General features: G+C 70.3%; 10 protein-coding genes and 1 pseudogene. 3 read left to right on the plus strand and 8 right to left on the minus strand.

Translation table 11 applies throughout. The features are described 5' to 3' along the window. Positions 1-133: 133 nt before the first annotated feature. Complete coding sequence (locus ACQP1S_RS22630) at positions 134-2,425, minus strand: M48 family metalloprotease (RefSeq protein ID WP_432898879.1); 2,292 nt, start codon at positions 2,423-2,425, stop codon at positions 134-136. Between the two features lie 341 nt (positions 2,426-2,766). Further along, a complete protein-coding gene (locus ACQP1S_RS22635) occupies positions 2,767-3,771 on the minus strand; it encodes a LysR family transcriptional regulator (protein WP_432898882.1) in 1,005 nt (334 codons plus the stop codon). Between the two features lie 124 nt (positions 3,772-3,895). Between ACQP1S_RS22635 and ACQP1S_RS22640 the strand changes: the two genes are divergently transcribed. After that, positions 3,896-4,840, plus strand: coding sequence for an FAD-dependent oxidoreductase (locus tag ACQP1S_RS22640; protein ID WP_432898885.1), 945 nt, complete (start codon positions 3,896-3,898; stop codon positions 4,838-4,840). Between the two features lie 97 nt (positions 4,841-4,937). On the opposite strand, the gene ACQP1S_RS22645 is transcribed toward ACQP1S_RS22640, so the two are convergent. After that, positions 4,938-6,422 carry a DUF3237 family protein gene (locus ACQP1S_RS22645; protein ID WP_432898888.1) on the minus strand — a complete coding sequence of 495 codons (1,485 nt, stop codon included), beginning with the start codon at positions 6,420-6,422 and terminating at the stop codon, positions 4,938-4,940. Positions 6,423-6,616: 194 nt separating this feature from the next. Here ACQP1S_RS22645 and ACQP1S_RS22650 point away from each other — a divergent pair, with 194 nt between their 5' ends. After that, on the plus strand, positions 6,617-8,983 hold the full coding sequence (locus tag ACQP1S_RS22650; RefSeq protein ID WP_432898891.1) for a hypothetical protein: 2,367 nt from the start codon (positions 6,617-6,619) through the stop codon (positions 8,981-8,983). Between the two features lie 9 nt (positions 8,984-8,992). On the opposite strand, the gene ACQP1S_RS22655 is transcribed toward ACQP1S_RS22650, so the two are convergent. Further along, a complete protein-coding gene (locus ACQP1S_RS22655; protein ID WP_091237397.1) occupies positions 8,993-9,322 on the minus strand; it encodes a hypothetical protein in 330 nt (109 codons plus the stop codon). 270 nt (positions 9,323-9,592) lie between these two features. Between ACQP1S_RS22655 and ACQP1S_RS22660 the strand changes: the two genes are divergently transcribed. Beyond that, a complete protein-coding gene (locus tag ACQP1S_RS22660; protein WP_245722241.1) occupies positions 9,593-9,808 on the plus strand; it encodes a helix-turn-helix transcriptional regulator in 216 nt (71 codons plus the stop codon). A 217-nt stretch (positions 9,809-10,025) separates the two neighbouring features. Here the strand turns inward: ACQP1S_RS22660 and ACQP1S_RS22665 are convergent. The 4 genes and pseudogenes from ACQP1S_RS22665 to ACQP1S_RS22680 form a co-directional block, all read right to left on the minus strand. Continuing rightward, positions 10,026-10,163: pseudogene (locus ACQP1S_RS22665) on the minus strand (helix-turn-helix domain-containing protein); the annotation flags it as partial. Positions 10,164-10,307: 144 nt separating this feature from the next. Next, complete coding sequence (locus tag ACQP1S_RS22670) at positions 10,308-11,798, minus strand: type I restriction-modification system subunit M (RefSeq protein ID WP_218108121.1); 1,491 nt, start codon at positions 11,796-11,798, stop codon at positions 10,308-10,310. 5 nt (positions 11,799-11,803) lie between these two features. Continuing rightward, on the minus strand, positions 11,804-13,351 hold the full coding sequence (locus ACQP1S_RS22675; RefSeq protein ID WP_091237401.1) for a restriction endonuclease subunit S: 1,548 nt from the start codon (positions 13,349-13,351) through the stop codon (positions 11,804-11,806). Further along, the gene (locus ACQP1S_RS22680; RefSeq protein WP_432898896.1) at positions 13,348-16,839 is read right to left on the minus strand and encodes a DEAD/DEAH box helicase family protein; all 3,492 of its coding nucleotides are present in this window, start codon (positions 16,837-16,839) and stop codon (positions 13,348-13,350) included. The genes ACQP1S_RS22675 and ACQP1S_RS22680 overlap by 4 nt, the downstream gene beginning before the upstream one ends. Positions 16,840-16,915: the final 76 nt, after the last annotated feature.

The raw sequence follows: 16,915 nt of genomic DNA on the forward strand, positions 1-16,915 counted from the left end.
TCAGTCGGTCACCCACGGTGCGGTCCGGCACCGGGCGGCTCCGTCGGCACCGCGGGCCCACCCGGCACCGAGTAGGCCAGTCGTCACCGGGCGGCTCAGTCGTCCACGGGCGGCTCAGTCGTCCACGGGCGGCTCAGTCGTCACCGGGTTGGAAGGTCAGCTTCCCGTCGACCACCGACAGCACGCCGCTGACCCCGAACGTCCCGGTGTCGGTGAACGGGGTGGTTCCGAAGTAGCCGACGGTGCTGCCGGTGGCGCGCGCCGAGCCCTGCGACTCGTACGCGGTGGAGACCCGGGCGGTGGTCGGGCCGGTCAGGGTCAGCTCGATCGTCGGGTACTCGGTGATCTTCCAGGCGATCTTCTTCACCGTCGCGCCGCCGCTGTAGTAGCGCAGCGGGCAGCCCTGGGGCGCGGCCACCGCCTGCGCCGCGCAGGCGTCCAGGTAGGACCGCACGCTCTGCTCCGCCGCCGACTGCGCCTCGGGTCGCAGCGTGGGCGTTAGCTCCGCGCCGCTCACACTCTGCTGCCCGGGTACGACATAGACCACCCGCGACGCCGTCTCGCTGAGCGCGTTGCTCTCCCCCGCCACCGTGTACGCCCCAGGCAGCAGCGGCACCGCCACCTGCTCCGGACCGGTCGGCGCGGGCACCCCGTTGACGGTCAGCGGGGCCGGCCCGCCGGGCAGGGTCAGGCTGGCCGGGGCGGCGGCGATCCGCCACCGGTGGAACAACCCCAGCACGGCCGAGTCGTCACGGCGCAACGACAGCTCGGCGGTCAACTGCTGCCCGCCGAGGGTGTAGGCGACGGTGGCGGACGCCTCGTCGCCGTCGCGCTCCACCGCCGTCACGGACACGTCGGTGGGCGGCTGGTAGCCCTTCGCCTCCACCATCCGGGCGAGCTGGCCATCGTCACCGACCGCCGCCCGCACGTCGGGGGTGAGCTGTGCGAGGGCGGCCGGGGCGTCGTGGTCGTCCAAAGCCGCGAAGTAGTCACCGACCGCCGCCTGCGGCCGGAAGAACGCCCACTGGGCCGCCGTCAACCCACCGCCGAGGCAGCTCACCAGCACCAACGCGCCGACCAGCAGCAGTGCCCGGCGGGAATTGAGCGCCGCTGTCCCCGTACCGCCGAACAGCGCGTCGAGGTCGCGCGCGGTGGCGGCCCGGTCGGTGACCGGGTCCGGGGCGGGCTGGTCCAGCCGGTCCAGGCGCAGCTCGGACGGCGGGTGGGTGGCGCAGACCGCCTCGTCCCAGCCGCTGCGCCCGGTCTCGAAGGAGCGTCGCCGCTCCAGCATCGCGCGCATCCCCTCCCGGTGTCCGGCGAGCACCGCGCCGGTGTCGGCCCGGTATTCGGCGGCCCGGACGTCCCGGCGGTGGCAGGGCAGGACCAGGTAACGCATGGTGAGCAGCACCGGCCAGAAGAACAGGAACACCACGAAGTCGGTGGCCGGGTGCGGAAACCGGCGCATCAGCCAGGCCGGCAGCGCGTGCACCAGCACCAGCGGCAGGCCGACGCCCCGAATGAACGCGCTGGTCACCTCGTCGCCCGTCCGCCAGTGCACCAGCTCGTGGCTGAGCAGCGCGGCGATCTCCTCGTCGGAGCAGCCGAGCACGGCGGTGGTCACCACCACGTGCCGGGCGTACGCGCGGGCGTTGGTCAGCACCGGGTCGTCCTCGATCAGCAGCCGGGGTTCACCGGGCAGGCCGAGCCGGGCCGCGCAGTCGGTCAGCAGCGGACGCAGCCGTTCGGCCTCCCGCCGGCTGAGCGGACGCGCGCCGGAGACACCCAGCAGCCACGGTTCCAGCAGCACCCGCCCCACGGTGTACAGCACCCCGACCAGGCCGGCGGCTACCACCATTCCGGCCAGGCCGGTGAACAGGTTGGCCGGCTCGTCGAAGGCGTTGCGCCAGGGCAGCACCAGCACGACCAGAAAACCGACGAGCGCGCCGACCACGAACCCGGCGAACCCGCCGACCACCCCGCCGGACCGCGCCACGAAGGCGTCCAGCAGCGGCCCGACCAGCGGCGCGTCCCGCAGCAGCGCGGGCACCGCCTCGTCGGACCGGGTGCCCCCGGCGATCAGCCCGTACAGGCCGAGGGCCAGGCCACCCCAGACGGCCGACACCAACGCCAACGGTACGTAGAACCAGGTGGCCAGGAATGAGCCGAGCACGCCCCGCCAGTCCCGCAGGATGCCGGCGCGCAACCAGACCAGGGCGCTCGGGTAGCCGGGTGGCCGATGGGCGAACCGGTCACCGTCGGACCGGGGCCCGGTCGGCTCCGCCCCATCGGCCGGCCCTGCTCCATCGGCCGGCTCAGCACCGCCGGCCGGTCTGAGCGGAACTTCGCCCGTCGGGGTGGGTCGCGCACCGGCGGTCTGCGCGGGCGGGGTCGGACGGGGTTGCGGCTCGGGGCCCAGGTCGGACACGGGAGGCTCCTCGACTACGGATGTCGCCGGCCGTGACGACGGGCCCGGCGGACCGAACGGCCGGCGGATCGGACGGTCGGCGGATCGGACGGCCGGCGGGTGGGACGGCCGGCCGGCGGGTGAGACGGTCGGCGACCCGCAGGGGTCGGCAGCCCGATCGTCGCCGGCGACAATGACACGAAGCTGTCGACCGACTCCGCGGTTGGCGGAATTCGATGCCGCTGGACATTACCTATCGCGAATGCCGCCCGCGATCCCATTTCGCGTTCCCGCAGGGCTTTCCGAAACAGTGTCGGATATCTGTCCATCGACAGTTCCGTGCCGACATTCGGGTGCGCCGTTCAGTCGGCGGCGAGCAGGGCGGCGAGGTGTCGTACCGCCGGGTTGGTGGTGCCCCGACGCCAGGCCAGGGCCACGTCGACGGTCGGCACCGGGGCGGCGAAGCGCCGCAGGCGTACCCCCGCAACCTTCAGGGCGCGGGCCCGGCCGGCCGGGACGGCCGCGACCACGTCGCCGCCGGCCACCGCGCGCAGCAACTGCTCGTCGTCGGGTTCCTGGCGGACCAGGTGGAAACCGCCGTCGGGCCAGATCTGGGCGATGGTGCGGTCGAACATGCCGGGGCCGTTCTCCCGGGGCCACATCACCGCGGGCAGCCCGACCACCTCGGTCCGGCGCACCCGGGCCCGGCCGGCCGCGAGCGGATGCCCCACCGGCACCGCCAGCAGCAACTCCTCCCGATCGACGGTACGGCAGGTCAGGCCCGCCTCCGGCACCGGCGGGCGGACGAAGGCGACGTCGAGCCGGCCGGTGAGCAGCCCGGTCACGTTCGGCGCGGTCCACCCGGTCTCGGGCACCACTTCCACCTCGGGATGGGCCGCCCGGAACCGGGCCACCAACGCGTCCACCCGGCCACCCCGGGCCGACCGGGTGTACGCCAACCGCAGCCGGCCGCCGCGCCCACCGACCAGGTCACGGATGCGGGCGGTGGCGGCGTCCACCTCGGCGAGCAGCCGACGGGCCTCGCCGGCCACCTGCGCACCCACCCCGGTCAGCGTGCAGCCGTGACTGTCCCGGTGCAGCAGGGTGACCCCCAACTGCCGTTCGAGGGCACGGATCTGCTGGCTGAGCGCGGGTTGGGCGATCCGCAGCCGGGCGGCGGCCCGGGTGAAGTGCAGTTCGTCGGCGAGCACCACGAAGTACCGCCACCGGCGCAGGTCCCACCCGTCCCGCCCGACCTCCGGCCGGTCCCGCCCCGGGTCCGGCCGGGCCGCCCGGTCCCCACCCGGCTCCGGTCGGGCCCGGCCGTGGTCCGGTCGGGTCGGGTCGGTGGTCGGTGGTTCCCCCATCCGGGGAGCATAAGCGGGGCTTATCGCCGGCCGCCGGTTCCGTCTTGGACCGGACCGTCGGGTCGGGGAGACGATCCAGGTCCGGTCGCCCGGGCTCCGGGCGGCACCCACAGGGAGGTCGACGATGGACGCGGACGTGCTGGTGGTCGGGGGCGGGATCATCGGGTTGACGGCGGCGGTGCGGCTGCGGGAGCGGGGCGCCCGGGTGACGCTGCTGAGCGCCGACCCGCCCGAGGACACGGTGTCGGCGGTCGCCGCCGCCGTCTGGTATCCCAGCCACACCGACGCGGACCCCCGGGTGCTGCGCTGGGCCACCGAGACCCATGCGGAGCTGGGCCGGCAGGCCACCGCCGGGGTGCCCGGGGTGGTGGCCCGGCCGACCCGGATGCTGCTGCGTCGACCGTGGCCCGGCCCGCCGTGGTGGGCGGCGGCGACCGGCGACCTGGTGACCGGGCCGGGCTCCGGCCCGTACGCGTCCGAGCTGCGGTTCACCGCGCCCACGGTGGAGATGCCGCCCTACCTGGACTGGCTGCGGGACCGGCTCACCGGGGCCGGTGGGGTGCTCCGGGCCGGCCGGCTGGACCGGCTCGACGACGGATTCGCCCTCGCCCCGACGGTGGTCAACGCCACCGGCCTGGCCGCCGGCCGGCTCGCCGACGACCCGGCGGTGCACCCGGTACGCGGACACCTGGTGCTGGTGGCCAATCCGGGCCTGACCACCTCGGTCCGCGACGAGGAGAACCCGGCGGGGATCACCTACGTGCATCCGCGCCGGCACGACGTGGTGCTCGGCGGCACCTTCGAGCCGGACGAGTGGGACACCGGCCCGGACCCGGCCACCTCGGCGGCGATCCGGGCCCGGTGCGTGGCGCTGGTGCCGGAACTGGCCGACGCCCCCGTGCTCGCGGTGCGGGTCGGATTGCGGCCGGCCCGGCACGGCGGGCCGAGGGTGGCGGTGCAGGCCACGTCGGGGCGGCGGCTGGTGCACGCGTACGGCCACGGGGGTGCGGGGGTGACCCTGGCCTGGGGCTGTGCGGACGAGGTGGCCCGGTTGGCGCTGGACACCTGACCGGCCGGGGCGGGACGCCACCCGGCCCTGCCCCACCGGGCGGGGACCGTGGGACAGGGCCGGGGGTCAGGACGGGGAGGGTGGCGGACTCCCCGCGCTACCGGCGTTCGTAGAAGGTGATGCTCACGCCGCCCGGGGCGGAACCCGGGTCGGAGCTGAGCCAGGTGTTGGCGTTGAGGAAGGCGTACGGGCCGGCGGCGCGGGCCTCGAAGGTCGGCACCAGCCGGCCGAACGCCCCGCAGTTGCGGACCAGGATCAGCTCCCGGTCGTTGGTGGACAGCACGTACCGGGCGTCCAGCGTGCTGGTCGCGCCGATGAGCTGGTAGTCCGCCCCGCCGGGCAGGACCGAGCCGGCCACCCGGCCGGTGGTGGTGCCGCCGGTGATGGGGATGATGTTGCGGGTGCCGCGCTTGCTGGCCCCGACCGAGACGCTGCCCCCGAGCGTGACGGTCTCGGTGAACACGGCGGCGCCCCGCGTGCCGCTGCCGGTCAGGCAGTCCCACGACTGGTGGGCCACCCCGGCCGGGTCCCGCAGTTGCACGCGCGGGTCGGCCGGCGAGACCCCGGAGACGTCGTACACGGCCAGGGCGAGGGTGTTCGTCGTGGTGTCGACCGTCCGGGTGCCGACGTACGTCCCGGTGTTCAACCAGGCGTACGCGCTGGAGTTCGGGGCCTCGAAGTCGGGCACGATCCGCACGGTGGACTCGCCGGCCGGTGCGACGCCGCAGCTGCGCAGATAGATGGGGGTGCCGTCGCCGGTGCGCAGGATGGCGACCTGTTCCAGCTCGGTCGCGCCGTTGCCGAGGGTGAGTTCGAGGTCGAGGCCGCCGGTGAGGATGGTGCCGTTGATCCGGTCCCCGGTGACCGTGCCGCCCCTGATGTCGAGGATGCGGCGGTGGCCGTACTGGGTGACGCCGACGTCGCGGATCGCCCCGAGCTGGGCGGTGGCGCGGAAGACCAGCCGGCCACGGGGCGGGGGCACGATGCCGGCGGACCGGCCGCAGGTCCAGGACGGGTCGGGCACGATGGTCGCCTCCACGCCGCTCGGGGTGGTGCTCGGGGTGGGTGGCGGGGTGCTCGGCAGCGGCGTGGTCGGGGTGGGCGGCGGCGTGGTGGTGGGCGGTGGGGTGCCCGGGGTGGGCGTGTTCGGCGTGGTGGGCGGGGTGGTGCCGCCGGTGCAGGGGGTGCCGTTGAGCGCGAAGTCGATCGGCACCGGGTTACTGGCGTTGTTCCACGAGCCGTTGAAGCCGAACGACGTGCTCGCCCCGGTGCCGAGCGCGGCGTTCCAGGTGGTGTCGCCGACGGTGACCCGGCCGCCGTTCTGGGTGACGGTGCCGTTCCAGTACTGGGTGACCTGCTGCCCGGCGGTGAACGACCAGGTCAGCTGCCAGCCGTTGAGCGGGTCGCCGAGGTTGGTGACCGCGACGTTGGCCCCGAAGCCGCCGTTCCACTGGCTGGAGACCGTGTAGGTCACCCGGCAGCCGGTGGCGGCGGAGGCCGAGGTGGCGACCCCGACGACGCCGACGAGGGTGGCGGCGGCGAGCGCTCCCGCGAGCAGGGGCCGCCGGTGTACGAGCCTCATCTGGTCCTCCCGGAGCGGCAGCGCCACGCCTTGCACGCACGGTTATGTTTCAACCAGTGTCCCGATCGGACAAAATTCTGTCAATCGACGAATCTCGATTGATAGACGTCAACTCCCAGCCAGCGGCACGCCCGCCTCGACGCCCACGAAGATCGTTTCGTGTCCTGTTGGTGACCCTCGGTAGGGTGTCGCGCATGAATCAAGGTGCCTGGCGGCGGCATGCGTGGTGGGTGGGTATCCCGGCCACGGTCGCCGGGTTCGGCGCGTGGGCCGCGCTCGCCGACGACAAGACCGGTTGGACGGTGGTCTCCGCTGCCGCCGCCGGGGTGGTCGGGGGCTTCGGGCCGACGGTCGCCGACCGGCTGGCGGCGAAGCGGGAGACCCGGCGGCAGCGGGAGGACGCGCTGCGCGGGGTGACGTCGGCCGAACTGCCGGAGTCGGTGGCGTGGCTGCTGCACCCCGGACAGGCGGTGGTCGACTTCATCGGTCGCGGCTGGGTGCTGCGCCAGTTGGAATCCTGGACGACCGACTTCGACACGGTGGCGGTACGCCTGCTGACCGGCGCGGGTGGGGTGGGCAAGACCCGGCTGGCCCGGGAGTTCGCCGGCCGGCTGCCCGGTTGGCGGTGCGAGTGGATCCACGCCGGGGCCGAGGAGCAGACGGCCGCCCTGATCACCTCGGGTGGCGTACCGTCGCGGTTGCTCGTGGTGGTCGACTACGCCGAGACGCGGGACCGGGCCGGCGTGGCGGCGCTGGTCTGCGCGGCGCAGCGGGCCACCGGGGTACGGGTACGCGTGCTGCTCATCGCCCGGGGTGCCGGGCTGTGGTGGGAGACGCTGTCGGCGGCGTACCCGCAGCAGGCGCAGTTGCTCGACGCGCTGACCGGCCGGTCCCAGGTGGTGCAGTTGCCGGCCCGGATCGAGGAGAGCGAACCCGACGAGATCGTCGCCCTCGCGGCGGGGGAGTTCGCCGCCCACCTGGCGCTGCCGGTGCCGGCGGTCGAGGAGCGGGACCGCCCGGCGGACACGCCGGTGCTGCGCCTGCACGCCGAGGCGTTGCTGGCCGTCCTGGACGGGGAACCCCGGCACGGCCGGTACGATGTGCTGACCGAGGTGCTGGGGCACGAGGCCCGCTACTGGCGGTTCGCGGCTCGGCGGGCGGGCCTGCTGACCGCCGACGACCCGGCGTCGGACGCGCTGCTGCGGCAGGTCGTCGGGGTGGCGGCGCTGCTCGGCGCGGACGGGCCGGACGAGGTCGCCGGCCTGGTCCGGCGGGTCCCCGCGCTGGTGGCCGCCGAGCAGGAGCGGGTGGCCCGGTACGCGGCGTGGCTGGCCGACCTGTATCCGGCTGCCGACGGCACCGGGCTCGGCGTGGTGCAGCCCGACCTGCTGGCCGAGGCGCTCGTGGTGCGGGTGCTGCGGGACTACCCGGCGGCCGACCGGGCGCGGGTGTTCACCGGCCTGACGGTGGCGCAGGCGGTACGGGCGCTGACGGTGCTCGGCCGGGCGAGGACGCACCAGGCCGACGCGGCGGCGCTGATCGAGGTGGCGTTGGGGGTGGACGTGCCCCGGATGGTCGAGGCGGTGCTCCAGGTTGGGGTGCAGTTCCCGGGGGTGTTCACGCCGGGTGCGGTGCGGCTGCTGGCGGACGCGGACATCGATCTCGACTGGGCGCAGTGGACCGCTGAACGTGTGCCGTACCCGTCGATGGAGTTGGGGCGGCTGGCGGTGGCGCTGACGACCCGCATCGTCGCCGGCTTCACCCCGGACACCCCGCGTGAAGTCCATGCTCGCTGGATGAGCACGCACTCCATCCGCCTAGCCGAAATCGGGCGACGGGCTGAAGCCCTCACCGCAAGCCAAGAAGCCGTCTGCCTTCGACGCGAACTCACCATCACCAACCGCGACGCCCACCTCCCCGACCTCGCCAAATCACTCAACAACCACGCGAATCGACTCACCGAAGCCGGACAACACACCGAAGCCCTCACCACCAGCCACGAAGCCGTCAACCTCTACCGACAACTCACCACCAACCGCGACGCCTACCTTCCCTACCTCGCCGGGTCCCTCAACAACCACGCGAATCGACTCACCGAAGCCGGACAACACACCGAAGCCCTCACCACCAGCCACGAAGCCGTCAACCTCTACCGACAACTCACCACCAACCGCGACCCCCACCTCGCCTACATCGCTATGTCCCTCAACAACCACGCGAACCGACTGGCCGAAGCCGGACAACACACCGAAGCCCTCACCACCAGCCACGAAGCCGTCAACCTCTACCGACAACTCACCACCACCAACCGCGACGCTCATCTCCCCGATCTCGCGAACTCGCTGTGGAACATCGGATATGTCGGACTCATAGCCGACAGCGTGACCGAAGAGGCTATTGCTTTGACCGCCGAAGGTGTCTGCTATTTCGACGAACTCGCGGCGGCGTATCCGGCAGCGTTCGAGGAACGTCGTCAAGCAGCCAGACGCACCCTTGACGAGTTGCACCGTGCGGCTGGCGGAGCCGAGGTGAACGAAAATCTCCGCGACGCGGAGGGATGATCGCCTCGGTCATCGGCTCCGAGTCACTGCGGGCGGGGGCGGTCGGGTCGATGGGACGCGCCGGGAGGTGGCGGCGCGGGAGGCGGGGACGGGCCGGCGGGTCGGGGTGGCTTGCGGGGCGGGCTCGGGTGGCAGGAGTTCGGCGGGTTGGACGTAAATCGAGCGGCGGGCCACCGCGTCACCCTTGGCGTTGATCTGGTAGCCGTCGAGCCAGGCCCAACCGTCGTACGTGATCCACTCGGTGCGGACCCGGATCAGGCGGAACAGGATCGGCTTGACGAACTGCGGGCTCGCCTTCCGCGTCACCTGCACGAGCACCCCGGCTCGCAGCGCGATCATCGCGGCCCCTCCTGGCTCGGCCAGTGCCGCTGGTTGATCGGGATGCGGTGCCGGTAGCGACAGGCCAGTTCGTTGCCGCACCGACAGACGAACCGCCACCGCCGCCACGACCACGCCGGCCGGTGCCGCCGCGCCAACGTCATGGCCGTAGCGAGTAAATACTCCTGGTATGACACGTTCCGTCGCATACGAACACGATGCCCGTCAGCCAGTCGATTAGTCAACTGGCAATATCCTCTTGACTAGAAGTTACCACCATACGTTCGCTTCATGGATCGTGGCCCTGGGAGCCTGATGGGTCCCTACGAGATCGCCCAGCGGATGGGTGTCTCGCGGCAGCGGTTCCAGCAGCTCACCCGGCATCCCACCTTCCCGCGGCCCTACCAGGAGCTACGCGGCATGAAGGTGTGGCTGGCCGAGGACGTCGAAGAGTGGATCACGAAGCACCGGCCGCCGCGCCCCACCGAGGACGACACCCCGGAGTAACCGGCCGCCCCTCGGCGCACGTCCGCTCGTGGCCGGCACTCACGACGTACGCGACACAGTCGGATCTTGGCGTGAGCGGGTCGGGCAACGACGGCAATGTCCCCGCCGTCAGAGGTCAACATTGATTGTGAAGAGTTCTTGCCGCCAGGACGGCAAGAACTCTTCACAAAGGAGACCGAGGGCCGGCGTACGGCGGAACGGTGTGTCGCGGGGTGGCCCGACGTACCTCGGCAAGGCGGTGTCGGAGCTGTGCGTTGCGCAGTTCCTGTTTGCCAGCTTCGACAGCCTGTTCCCCACCGGCCTGTTCGACGTGCTCCACGCGGATGTCCTTCCACCGCACGTAACCGCTGTTCACAGCACCCTCGTTCCTTCACACATGCCCCATACCGGTCTACGGCACAGATGGGCTGGCCTCACGGTAGTTCATGGGTACGGCCGGGCGAGATCGAATCACGCCCGGCCGTCGTGCCGAAGGCCCCGTCCCGAACAGCAGTTGCGGTCAGTCGGTGTCGACCCGGGTACCCGTCGCGCCGAGGGCTTCGGCGATAGCGGCGAACTCGCGTAGGGCCGCCTGGAGGTCCTCGACGATCTCCTGGGCGATCACCTCGGGTGGCAGCAGCGCGTCGGCGTCCTCCAGGGAGGCGTCCTTGAGCCAGGTGATGTCCAGGTTCACCTTGTCGCGGGCGATCAGCTCGTCGTAGGAGAAGGGGCGAAAACGTTCGGTTTCCACCCGCTCGGCGCGGTCCTTGCCGGGCAGGTAGCAGTCGACGAAGTCCTGGAGGTGTTCCCGGCGCAGCGGGTTCTGCTTGAGCGTGAAGTGCTGGTTGGTGCGGAAGTCGTACACCCAGAGGTTCTGGGTCCAGGGTTCCTCGCGGGCGCGCTTGCGCTCGAAGAACAGCACGTTGGCCTTGACGCCACCGGCGTAGAAGATGCCGGTGGGCAGGCGCAGCATGGTGTGCAGGTCGTACTGCTTGAGCAGCCGGCGGCGGATGGTCTCCCCCGCGCCGCCTTCGAACAGCACGTTGTCGGGCAGGACGACCGCCGCCCGGCCGTCGATCTCCAACAGCGCGGCGATGTGCTGGACGAAGTTGAGCTGCTTGTTGGCGGTGGTGGCCCAGAAGTCGGCGCGTTCGATCTCGCGTTCCTCGCGGGAGGACCGGCCGTCCTCCCCCACCATCCGGATCGACGAGCTGCGCCCGAACGGCGGGTTGGCGAGCACCAGGCTGACCCGCTGGTCCGGCTCCCGGCCGAGGGCGTCGCGCACGGCGATCAGCGACGGGCCGTTGGGGGTGCCGATGCCGTGCAGCAGCATGTTCATCGCCGCCAGGCGGGCGGTGCCGTCGACCAGCTCGGTGCCGGTGATCGCGCCGTGGGCGAGCCGCCGCCGCTGGTCGGGAGTGAGGGTGCTGCCGTGGTGGCGCTGGATGTGGTCGTAGGCGGCGAGCAGGAATCCGCCCGTGCCGCAGGCCGGGTCGGTGATCGTGTCGTCGGCGGTGGGCAGCATGCAGTCGACCATCGCGGCGGTCAACGCACGCGGGGTGAAGTATTGCCCCGCGCCGGATTTCGCGTCCTCCGCGCCCTTGGCCAGCAACTCCTCGTAGGCGTCGCCCTTGACGTCGACCCCGGTGCCCGACCACTCCTGCTTGTCGATCAGGTCGACGATCAGCCGCTTGAGCTTCGCCGGGTCCTGGATCTTGTTCTGCGCCTTGCGGAAGATGGTGCCGAGGGTCCCACCCTCCCGGGCCAGCCCGGTGAGAATGTGCCGGTACTGCACCTCCAGGTCGTCGCCCTCGGCGTCCAGCAGGGTCTGCCAGCTCAGCTCGTCGGGCACGATCTGCTCCGGCCGGAACGTCCGGTTGGCCCGCTCGTCGGCCATCTTGAGGAACAGCAGGTAGGTCAACTGCTCCACGTAGTCGATGGTCGACACGCCGTCGTCCCGCAGCACGTCGCAGTAGTTCCACAGCTTCTGCACCAGACGGCGCGAATCCACAGTGCTCACAGTGGCAAGGTCTCCTGCTGATAGTCGTCGCCGGTCACCCTGGTCGGCGGCGCCGCCAACTCCTTCGGGGTACGCCGGGAGCGCGTCCGCTGCTTCGGAATGGTCGCCGCCCGCTCCGCTTTGATCCGGGCCAGCAGTTCCGAGGCCGGCTCGTCATTTGGATCCTGCGCCACCAACCGCCCCGCGAACGCCTCCGCCAACAGAGAGCGATGCAGGCTTTTGGCCTTCGCCTGGCTATGCAGAACAGCCTTTGCCACCGTCTCCTGCACTGCCAGCAACTCATCTACCTTTTGCACGATGGCAATTTGCTCAGAGGGATGCGGTAGCGGGAACGGCATCTCCCGCAGATCACTGATGTTGACACCTTTGACCGCAACACCCCTTGCGATTCTCGTTAGATGTCGCTGCACCTGAGGACTCCGCAGGTAGATGCATGCGAAGTTCGGATCCACACCCGCCAGAAAACTCAATCGAGCCGAATCCTGGGTAATGTTCGCACCAGCCAAGCCTGGGGTCACTTTAACGACACGACCATAGGTTCCCCTGATGGATATCAACACATCATCCGAGGCAAGTCGGGCTCGCGAATACTGGTCGTCGATCTCGGAGGATGTCCGATGGAGATCCCCCGACGAGATTCGATCATTCCTCATATTAACGACACGCACATACGGAACACCATCGGAAAGATTAGGGCCAGGCTTCAGTATCCCATAGGAAATGGTTCTTTCCGGGTGAGTCAACTCCTCCATCGACATCACAGCCCAGCGCTCCGGAAAGTCAAGGCCATGACCAGCAACAACAGGCAGAGGATCAGGTCTACCGCGTCGGACATTTCCAGAGATCTCTCGGCGCAATTCCAGCATCTGCACCCTCCGACACTCGGCCGCATACGCATTCTCTTCGAAATTCGAGAGCCGACCGGCTATAGCGCTTCTCAGAACAGCAGCCTTGAGCTGGACAGATCGCCCAGCACCCTGCACCAGGCCGACCTCCGCAGCCCGCAGACGCAGCAAGCGCTCGTCAAGGGTAGCAACGATGCGGCGCTGTTCGGCAAGTGGCGGAAGTAGCAGGGCGATTGACTTCAAACTCGCACCCGAGACACCCGCTTGTCCGGCGGTCGTGCGCGCAACAGCACGCACAAGCGACCGCACTCGTGCAGTTTCAAAAGAATATTGAATATAGCGGGGATCAACGAACGCTGGATTCACTCTAACCCGGATCAGCTTGTCGGGATAAGTGAGATCGCCAATACCCTCAGGAACCATCGCACATGCACCGACATAATCGATATTTCCGTTGTAGCGGGTAAAGAGCAGGTCACCAGGCAGAAGCAGCGCGTCGGAGTCTCTTAGCTCGCGTATGCCTTTGGCACTGTAGCGAACATCGCGAAGATTCAGAACACCCGGTCGCACAGAGCTAATACGGAGAATTGGAACCCCATTCGGCTCAAACCCTGGGCGAGAAACGAAGATGCCGTTCTTCACAGATTCGGCGATATCTCCAAGAGTTACTTCAGTCCAACCAGGTGGCAGGTCGGTCACGCGGTTAGCTCCTGGTTGAGTTCGCTGAGGAGGGGTTCGGCGCGGTTGCCGAAGGCGCCCGCGTACCCGTCGATGCCGCCGCGTTCGGTGAAGGGTGCCCCTTCCAGGTCGTCGGGGGTGATCTCCACGCTGACCGCTATCACGTCCTTGATCCTCTCCAGCCACCACACCTGATCGGCAGTGAAGGTAGCGCCCGCCTGTTGCTGCCGCAGCAGCCACCCACGGAAACGCTCCTCTGTGGCCGTACGAAATGGACGTAGCTCCTGGTCAAGGCCGAGTTCGTAGCGGATCAGGGCGACCAGGTCGGTCACCCCGCGCGGCCCGGCCTGCTCGGCGGTCCGGCCGAGCAGCACGTACGCCTTCCACAGCGACTCCGGCGTCCACGCCTGCGGAGGCCGGGCGATCCGCGCCGCCAACTCCTTGAGCTGGTCGTAGCTGATCCGACCCTTGCCCTCATAGAACACCTGCAAAGCAGTGATCTCGTCGCGGTGCTGATCCAGGTACTCGTGCCAGCTCCGCACGGTCACCTGGGCGCGTTCGGCGGCGGGCACCCCGGCCGCCGACACCAGCTTGTCGACGTTGACCTCGTCGATGGTGATGTCGTGGGCGCGGCGGATCTCCAGGATGCGGTCGCGCAGCTGCGGGTTCGCGGCGAGCGGGCGCAGCGCCCCGGCCAGCAGCTCGCGGACGGCGTCCGGCCCGGCCTGGGTGGCCGGATTGAGCTGTTCGGGGGCGACGGCGTCGACCAGGCCACGGACGATGCCGGTGAGCGGCTGCCCGCCCAGCTCCGCCAGCTCGGCACGCTCGGCGTCGGTGAGCTGCTGGTCGAGGCGGGACAGCCGCGAGGCGAGGGTGGCCACCTCGTTGGCGTCGGCGGTCAGGGTGCCGGCCTTGCGCAGCAGGTCACGCAGCGAGATCTGCTGCTCGGTGTGCCGTTGCAGCGGCACCGCCTCGTCGAGGTCGGCTTCGGTGACGCCGACCGCGTCGACGATGACGAACCGGTCCTTGACCTGGGCGTCGGGGGTGACGGACTGGAAGTCGGCCGGGTCGATGGTGCGCGCCCCGCGCCCCTTCATCTGCTCGAAGTAGGTGGCGCTGCGCACCGGCCGGAGGAAGAACACACACTCCAGCGGGCGTACGTCGGTGCCGGTGGCGATCATGTCGACGGTGACCGCGACGCGCATCTCCGGGCTGTTGCGGAACGCCTGGATGAGGGTGTCGGGGTTGTCGCCGTCCCGCCGGGAGGAATAGGTGATCTTCCTGGCGAACTCGTTGCCGCGCCCGAACACGAGCCGGACCATGGCGACGATCTCCTCGGCGTGGTTGTCGTCGCACGCGAAGATCAGCGTCTTGGGCACCGTGGAGCGGCCGGGGAAGATCTCGGTGAACAACCGCTCGCGGAAGGTGTCCAGCACCAGCTTGAGCTGCCCCTTCGAGATCACCGACCGACCGACCTGGCGGCCCGCGTACGAGAAGTCGTCTTCCAGCTCCTGGTAGCGCTCGGCGCGGGTGCGGCGGTCGCGCAGCGGCACGACGGTGCCGGCCTCGATCTTCTGCCCGCCCTCGGTGATCTCGGTCTTGATCCGGTAGACGTCGAAATTGACGTTCACCCCGTCGGCGACCGCCTGCTCGTAGGTGTATTCCGAGACCAGGTTCTGCTGGAAGAAGCCGAGGGTCTGCTTGACCGGGGTCGCGGTCAGCCCCACCACGAAGGCGTCGAAGTACTCGATGACCGCCCGCCACTTGCCGTAGATCGACCGGTGACACTCGTCGACCACGATCAGGTCGAACGTCTCCGGGGGAAGCTGCGGGTTGTAGCCGACCTCGGCCGGCTCGTCAAGGTCGTAGCTGTCGTAGGCCCGATCGTCGAGATCGATGTCGGGCAGTTCGGTGCCGCGCAACGCCCCGTACAGGCGTTGGATCGTCGAGATCACCACGTTCGACGAGTCGAGCAGGCCGGCCCCGGAGAGCCGGTCCACCGTATACAGCTCGGTGAACTTCCGCCCGTCGTCGGGGGTCTGGTAGCCGGCGTACTCGCGCAGGGTCTGCTTGCCGAGGTTGTTCCGGTCGACCAGGAACAGGATGCGGCGGGCACGGGCGTGCTTGAGCAGCCGGTAGCTGCCGGTGACCGCCGTGAAGGTCTTGCCCGCCCCGGTGGCCATCTGGATCAACGCCCGGGGCCGGTCCTCGGCCAGCGAACCTTCCAGGCCGTCGACCGCGTCGATCTGCGCCGGGCGCAGGCCCAGCCGGTCCAGCGCCGGCATCCGGCGCAGCCGGGCCCGCAGCGTCGGCGCGGCCGGCTCGTCGTCCGCCTCCCGCATCCACCGCGCGAGCGTCTCCGGCCGATGAAACGCAAACACCTCCCGGGTACGCGGAAACGGGTCGAGCCGGTTGACGAACGCGGTTTCGGTGCCGGTGGCGACGTACCCGAAGGGCAGCGCCGCCTCCCGCCGCCAGGCGCTGAGCCGCTGCTCGGCGGTCAACCCGTTGAGGTAGCGGTCGAGCTGCGCCTCGACACCACGCGGGGCGGTGCCCTCCCGCTTGGCCTCGACCACCCCGACGAGACGCTGGTGGACGTAGAGCAGGTAGTCGGCCCGGCCGGTCGCCAGGGTCACCTCGCGCACCGCGACGCCGCTGCCCGCGAAGAGGTTGAGTTGGTTCTGGTCCTGTACCTGCCAGCCGGCGGCGGTGAGCTGACGGTCGATCTCGACCCGGGTCTGCACCTCGTTCAGCGGCTCGTGTGAGGCTCGGCGGGCGCGGGCGATGAAGGCCTCACGCTTCGCGGCGGACACCTTCACCGGCTGCGCGGTGTCGAATGCCTGCTGCGCCGCCTCGGCGGCCGGTCCGAGACTGGCGACCAACGCGGCGGCCTGCGGCCGGCGCGCGTCGGCGTCGCGGACGGCCTGTTCGGCGGCGACGTTCGCGGCGGCCTGGGCGAGCGCCAGGGACGGTTGCCCGTCCAGCAACAACTTCGTCTCGGCAAGCTCCTGCTTGTACCGTTCGATCTCGGCTCGTAGCCCCTCGGCGATCGACGCGGGGACCTGTGCCGGTGGCGGGGTGGGTGGCACGAAACCGATCGGCGAACGGTCGTCGGTCAACGCGCGGTGGTACCAGATTCCCAGCTCGAAGCAGGTCCGCAGCAGTTCCAGCGCCTCACGCACCTCGCCGAGGTGGTCGTGGACGGCCCGGTTTCCGGTGTCCCGCAGCCGGTCGAAGGCGGCATAGACCTTCGCGGTGACCGCACCCGCGCTGTGCAGCGCCTGCACCTGGTGGAAGAAGCTGTCCTTGGCCGGGGTGACCTGGGTACGCCGTACCAGGTCCCGCGCGAGGACGTCGCCGAACGCGCGGGCCTTGAACATCGCCGACTGCGCGTCGACGTAGACGAGCAGTTCCGCCCCGGCGCCGTACCAGACCAGCAGCGGATGGTCCGCCAAGAATCCGAAGTTGGCAGACTGCTCCGCCAGGCGGCGTACCTGTCGATGATCCACGACTCTCCACGTCCATAGCCGACGGTGAACACATCAGAATATGAACGCGCGTACATCTTCGGAACCCCGTGCGTTA

Origin of the sequence: Micromonospora matsumotoense, assembly GCF_050951065.1 — a bacterium.
Lineage (GTDB): Bacteria > Actinomycetota > Actinomycetes > Mycobacteriales > Micromonosporaceae > Micromonospora > Micromonospora matsumotoensis.

Coding starts and splice junctions, on each gene's coding strand:
- ACQP1S_RS22635 (WP_432898882.1), bottom strand. CDS start 3,771: ATGGGGGAACCACCGACCACCGACCCGACCCGACCGGACCACGGCCGG.
- ACQP1S_RS22640 (WP_432898885.1), top strand. CDS start 3,896: ATGGACGCGGACGTGCTGGTGGTCGGGGGCGGGATCATCGGGTTGACG.
- ACQP1S_RS22645 (WP_432898888.1), bottom strand. CDS start 6,422: ATGAGGCTCGTACACCGGCGGCCCCTGCTCGCGGGAGCGCTCGCCGCC.
- ACQP1S_RS22650 (WP_432898891.1), top strand. CDS start 6,617: ATGAATCAAGGTGCCTGGCGGCGGCATGCGTGGTGGGTGGGTATCCCG.
- ACQP1S_RS22655 (WP_091237397.1), bottom strand. CDS start 9,322: ATGATCGCGCTGCGAGCCGGGGTGCTCGTGCAGGTGACGCGGAAGGCG.
- ACQP1S_RS22660 (WP_245722241.1), top strand. CDS start 9,593: ATGGATCGTGGCCCTGGGAGCCTGATGGGTCCCTACGAGATCGCCCAG.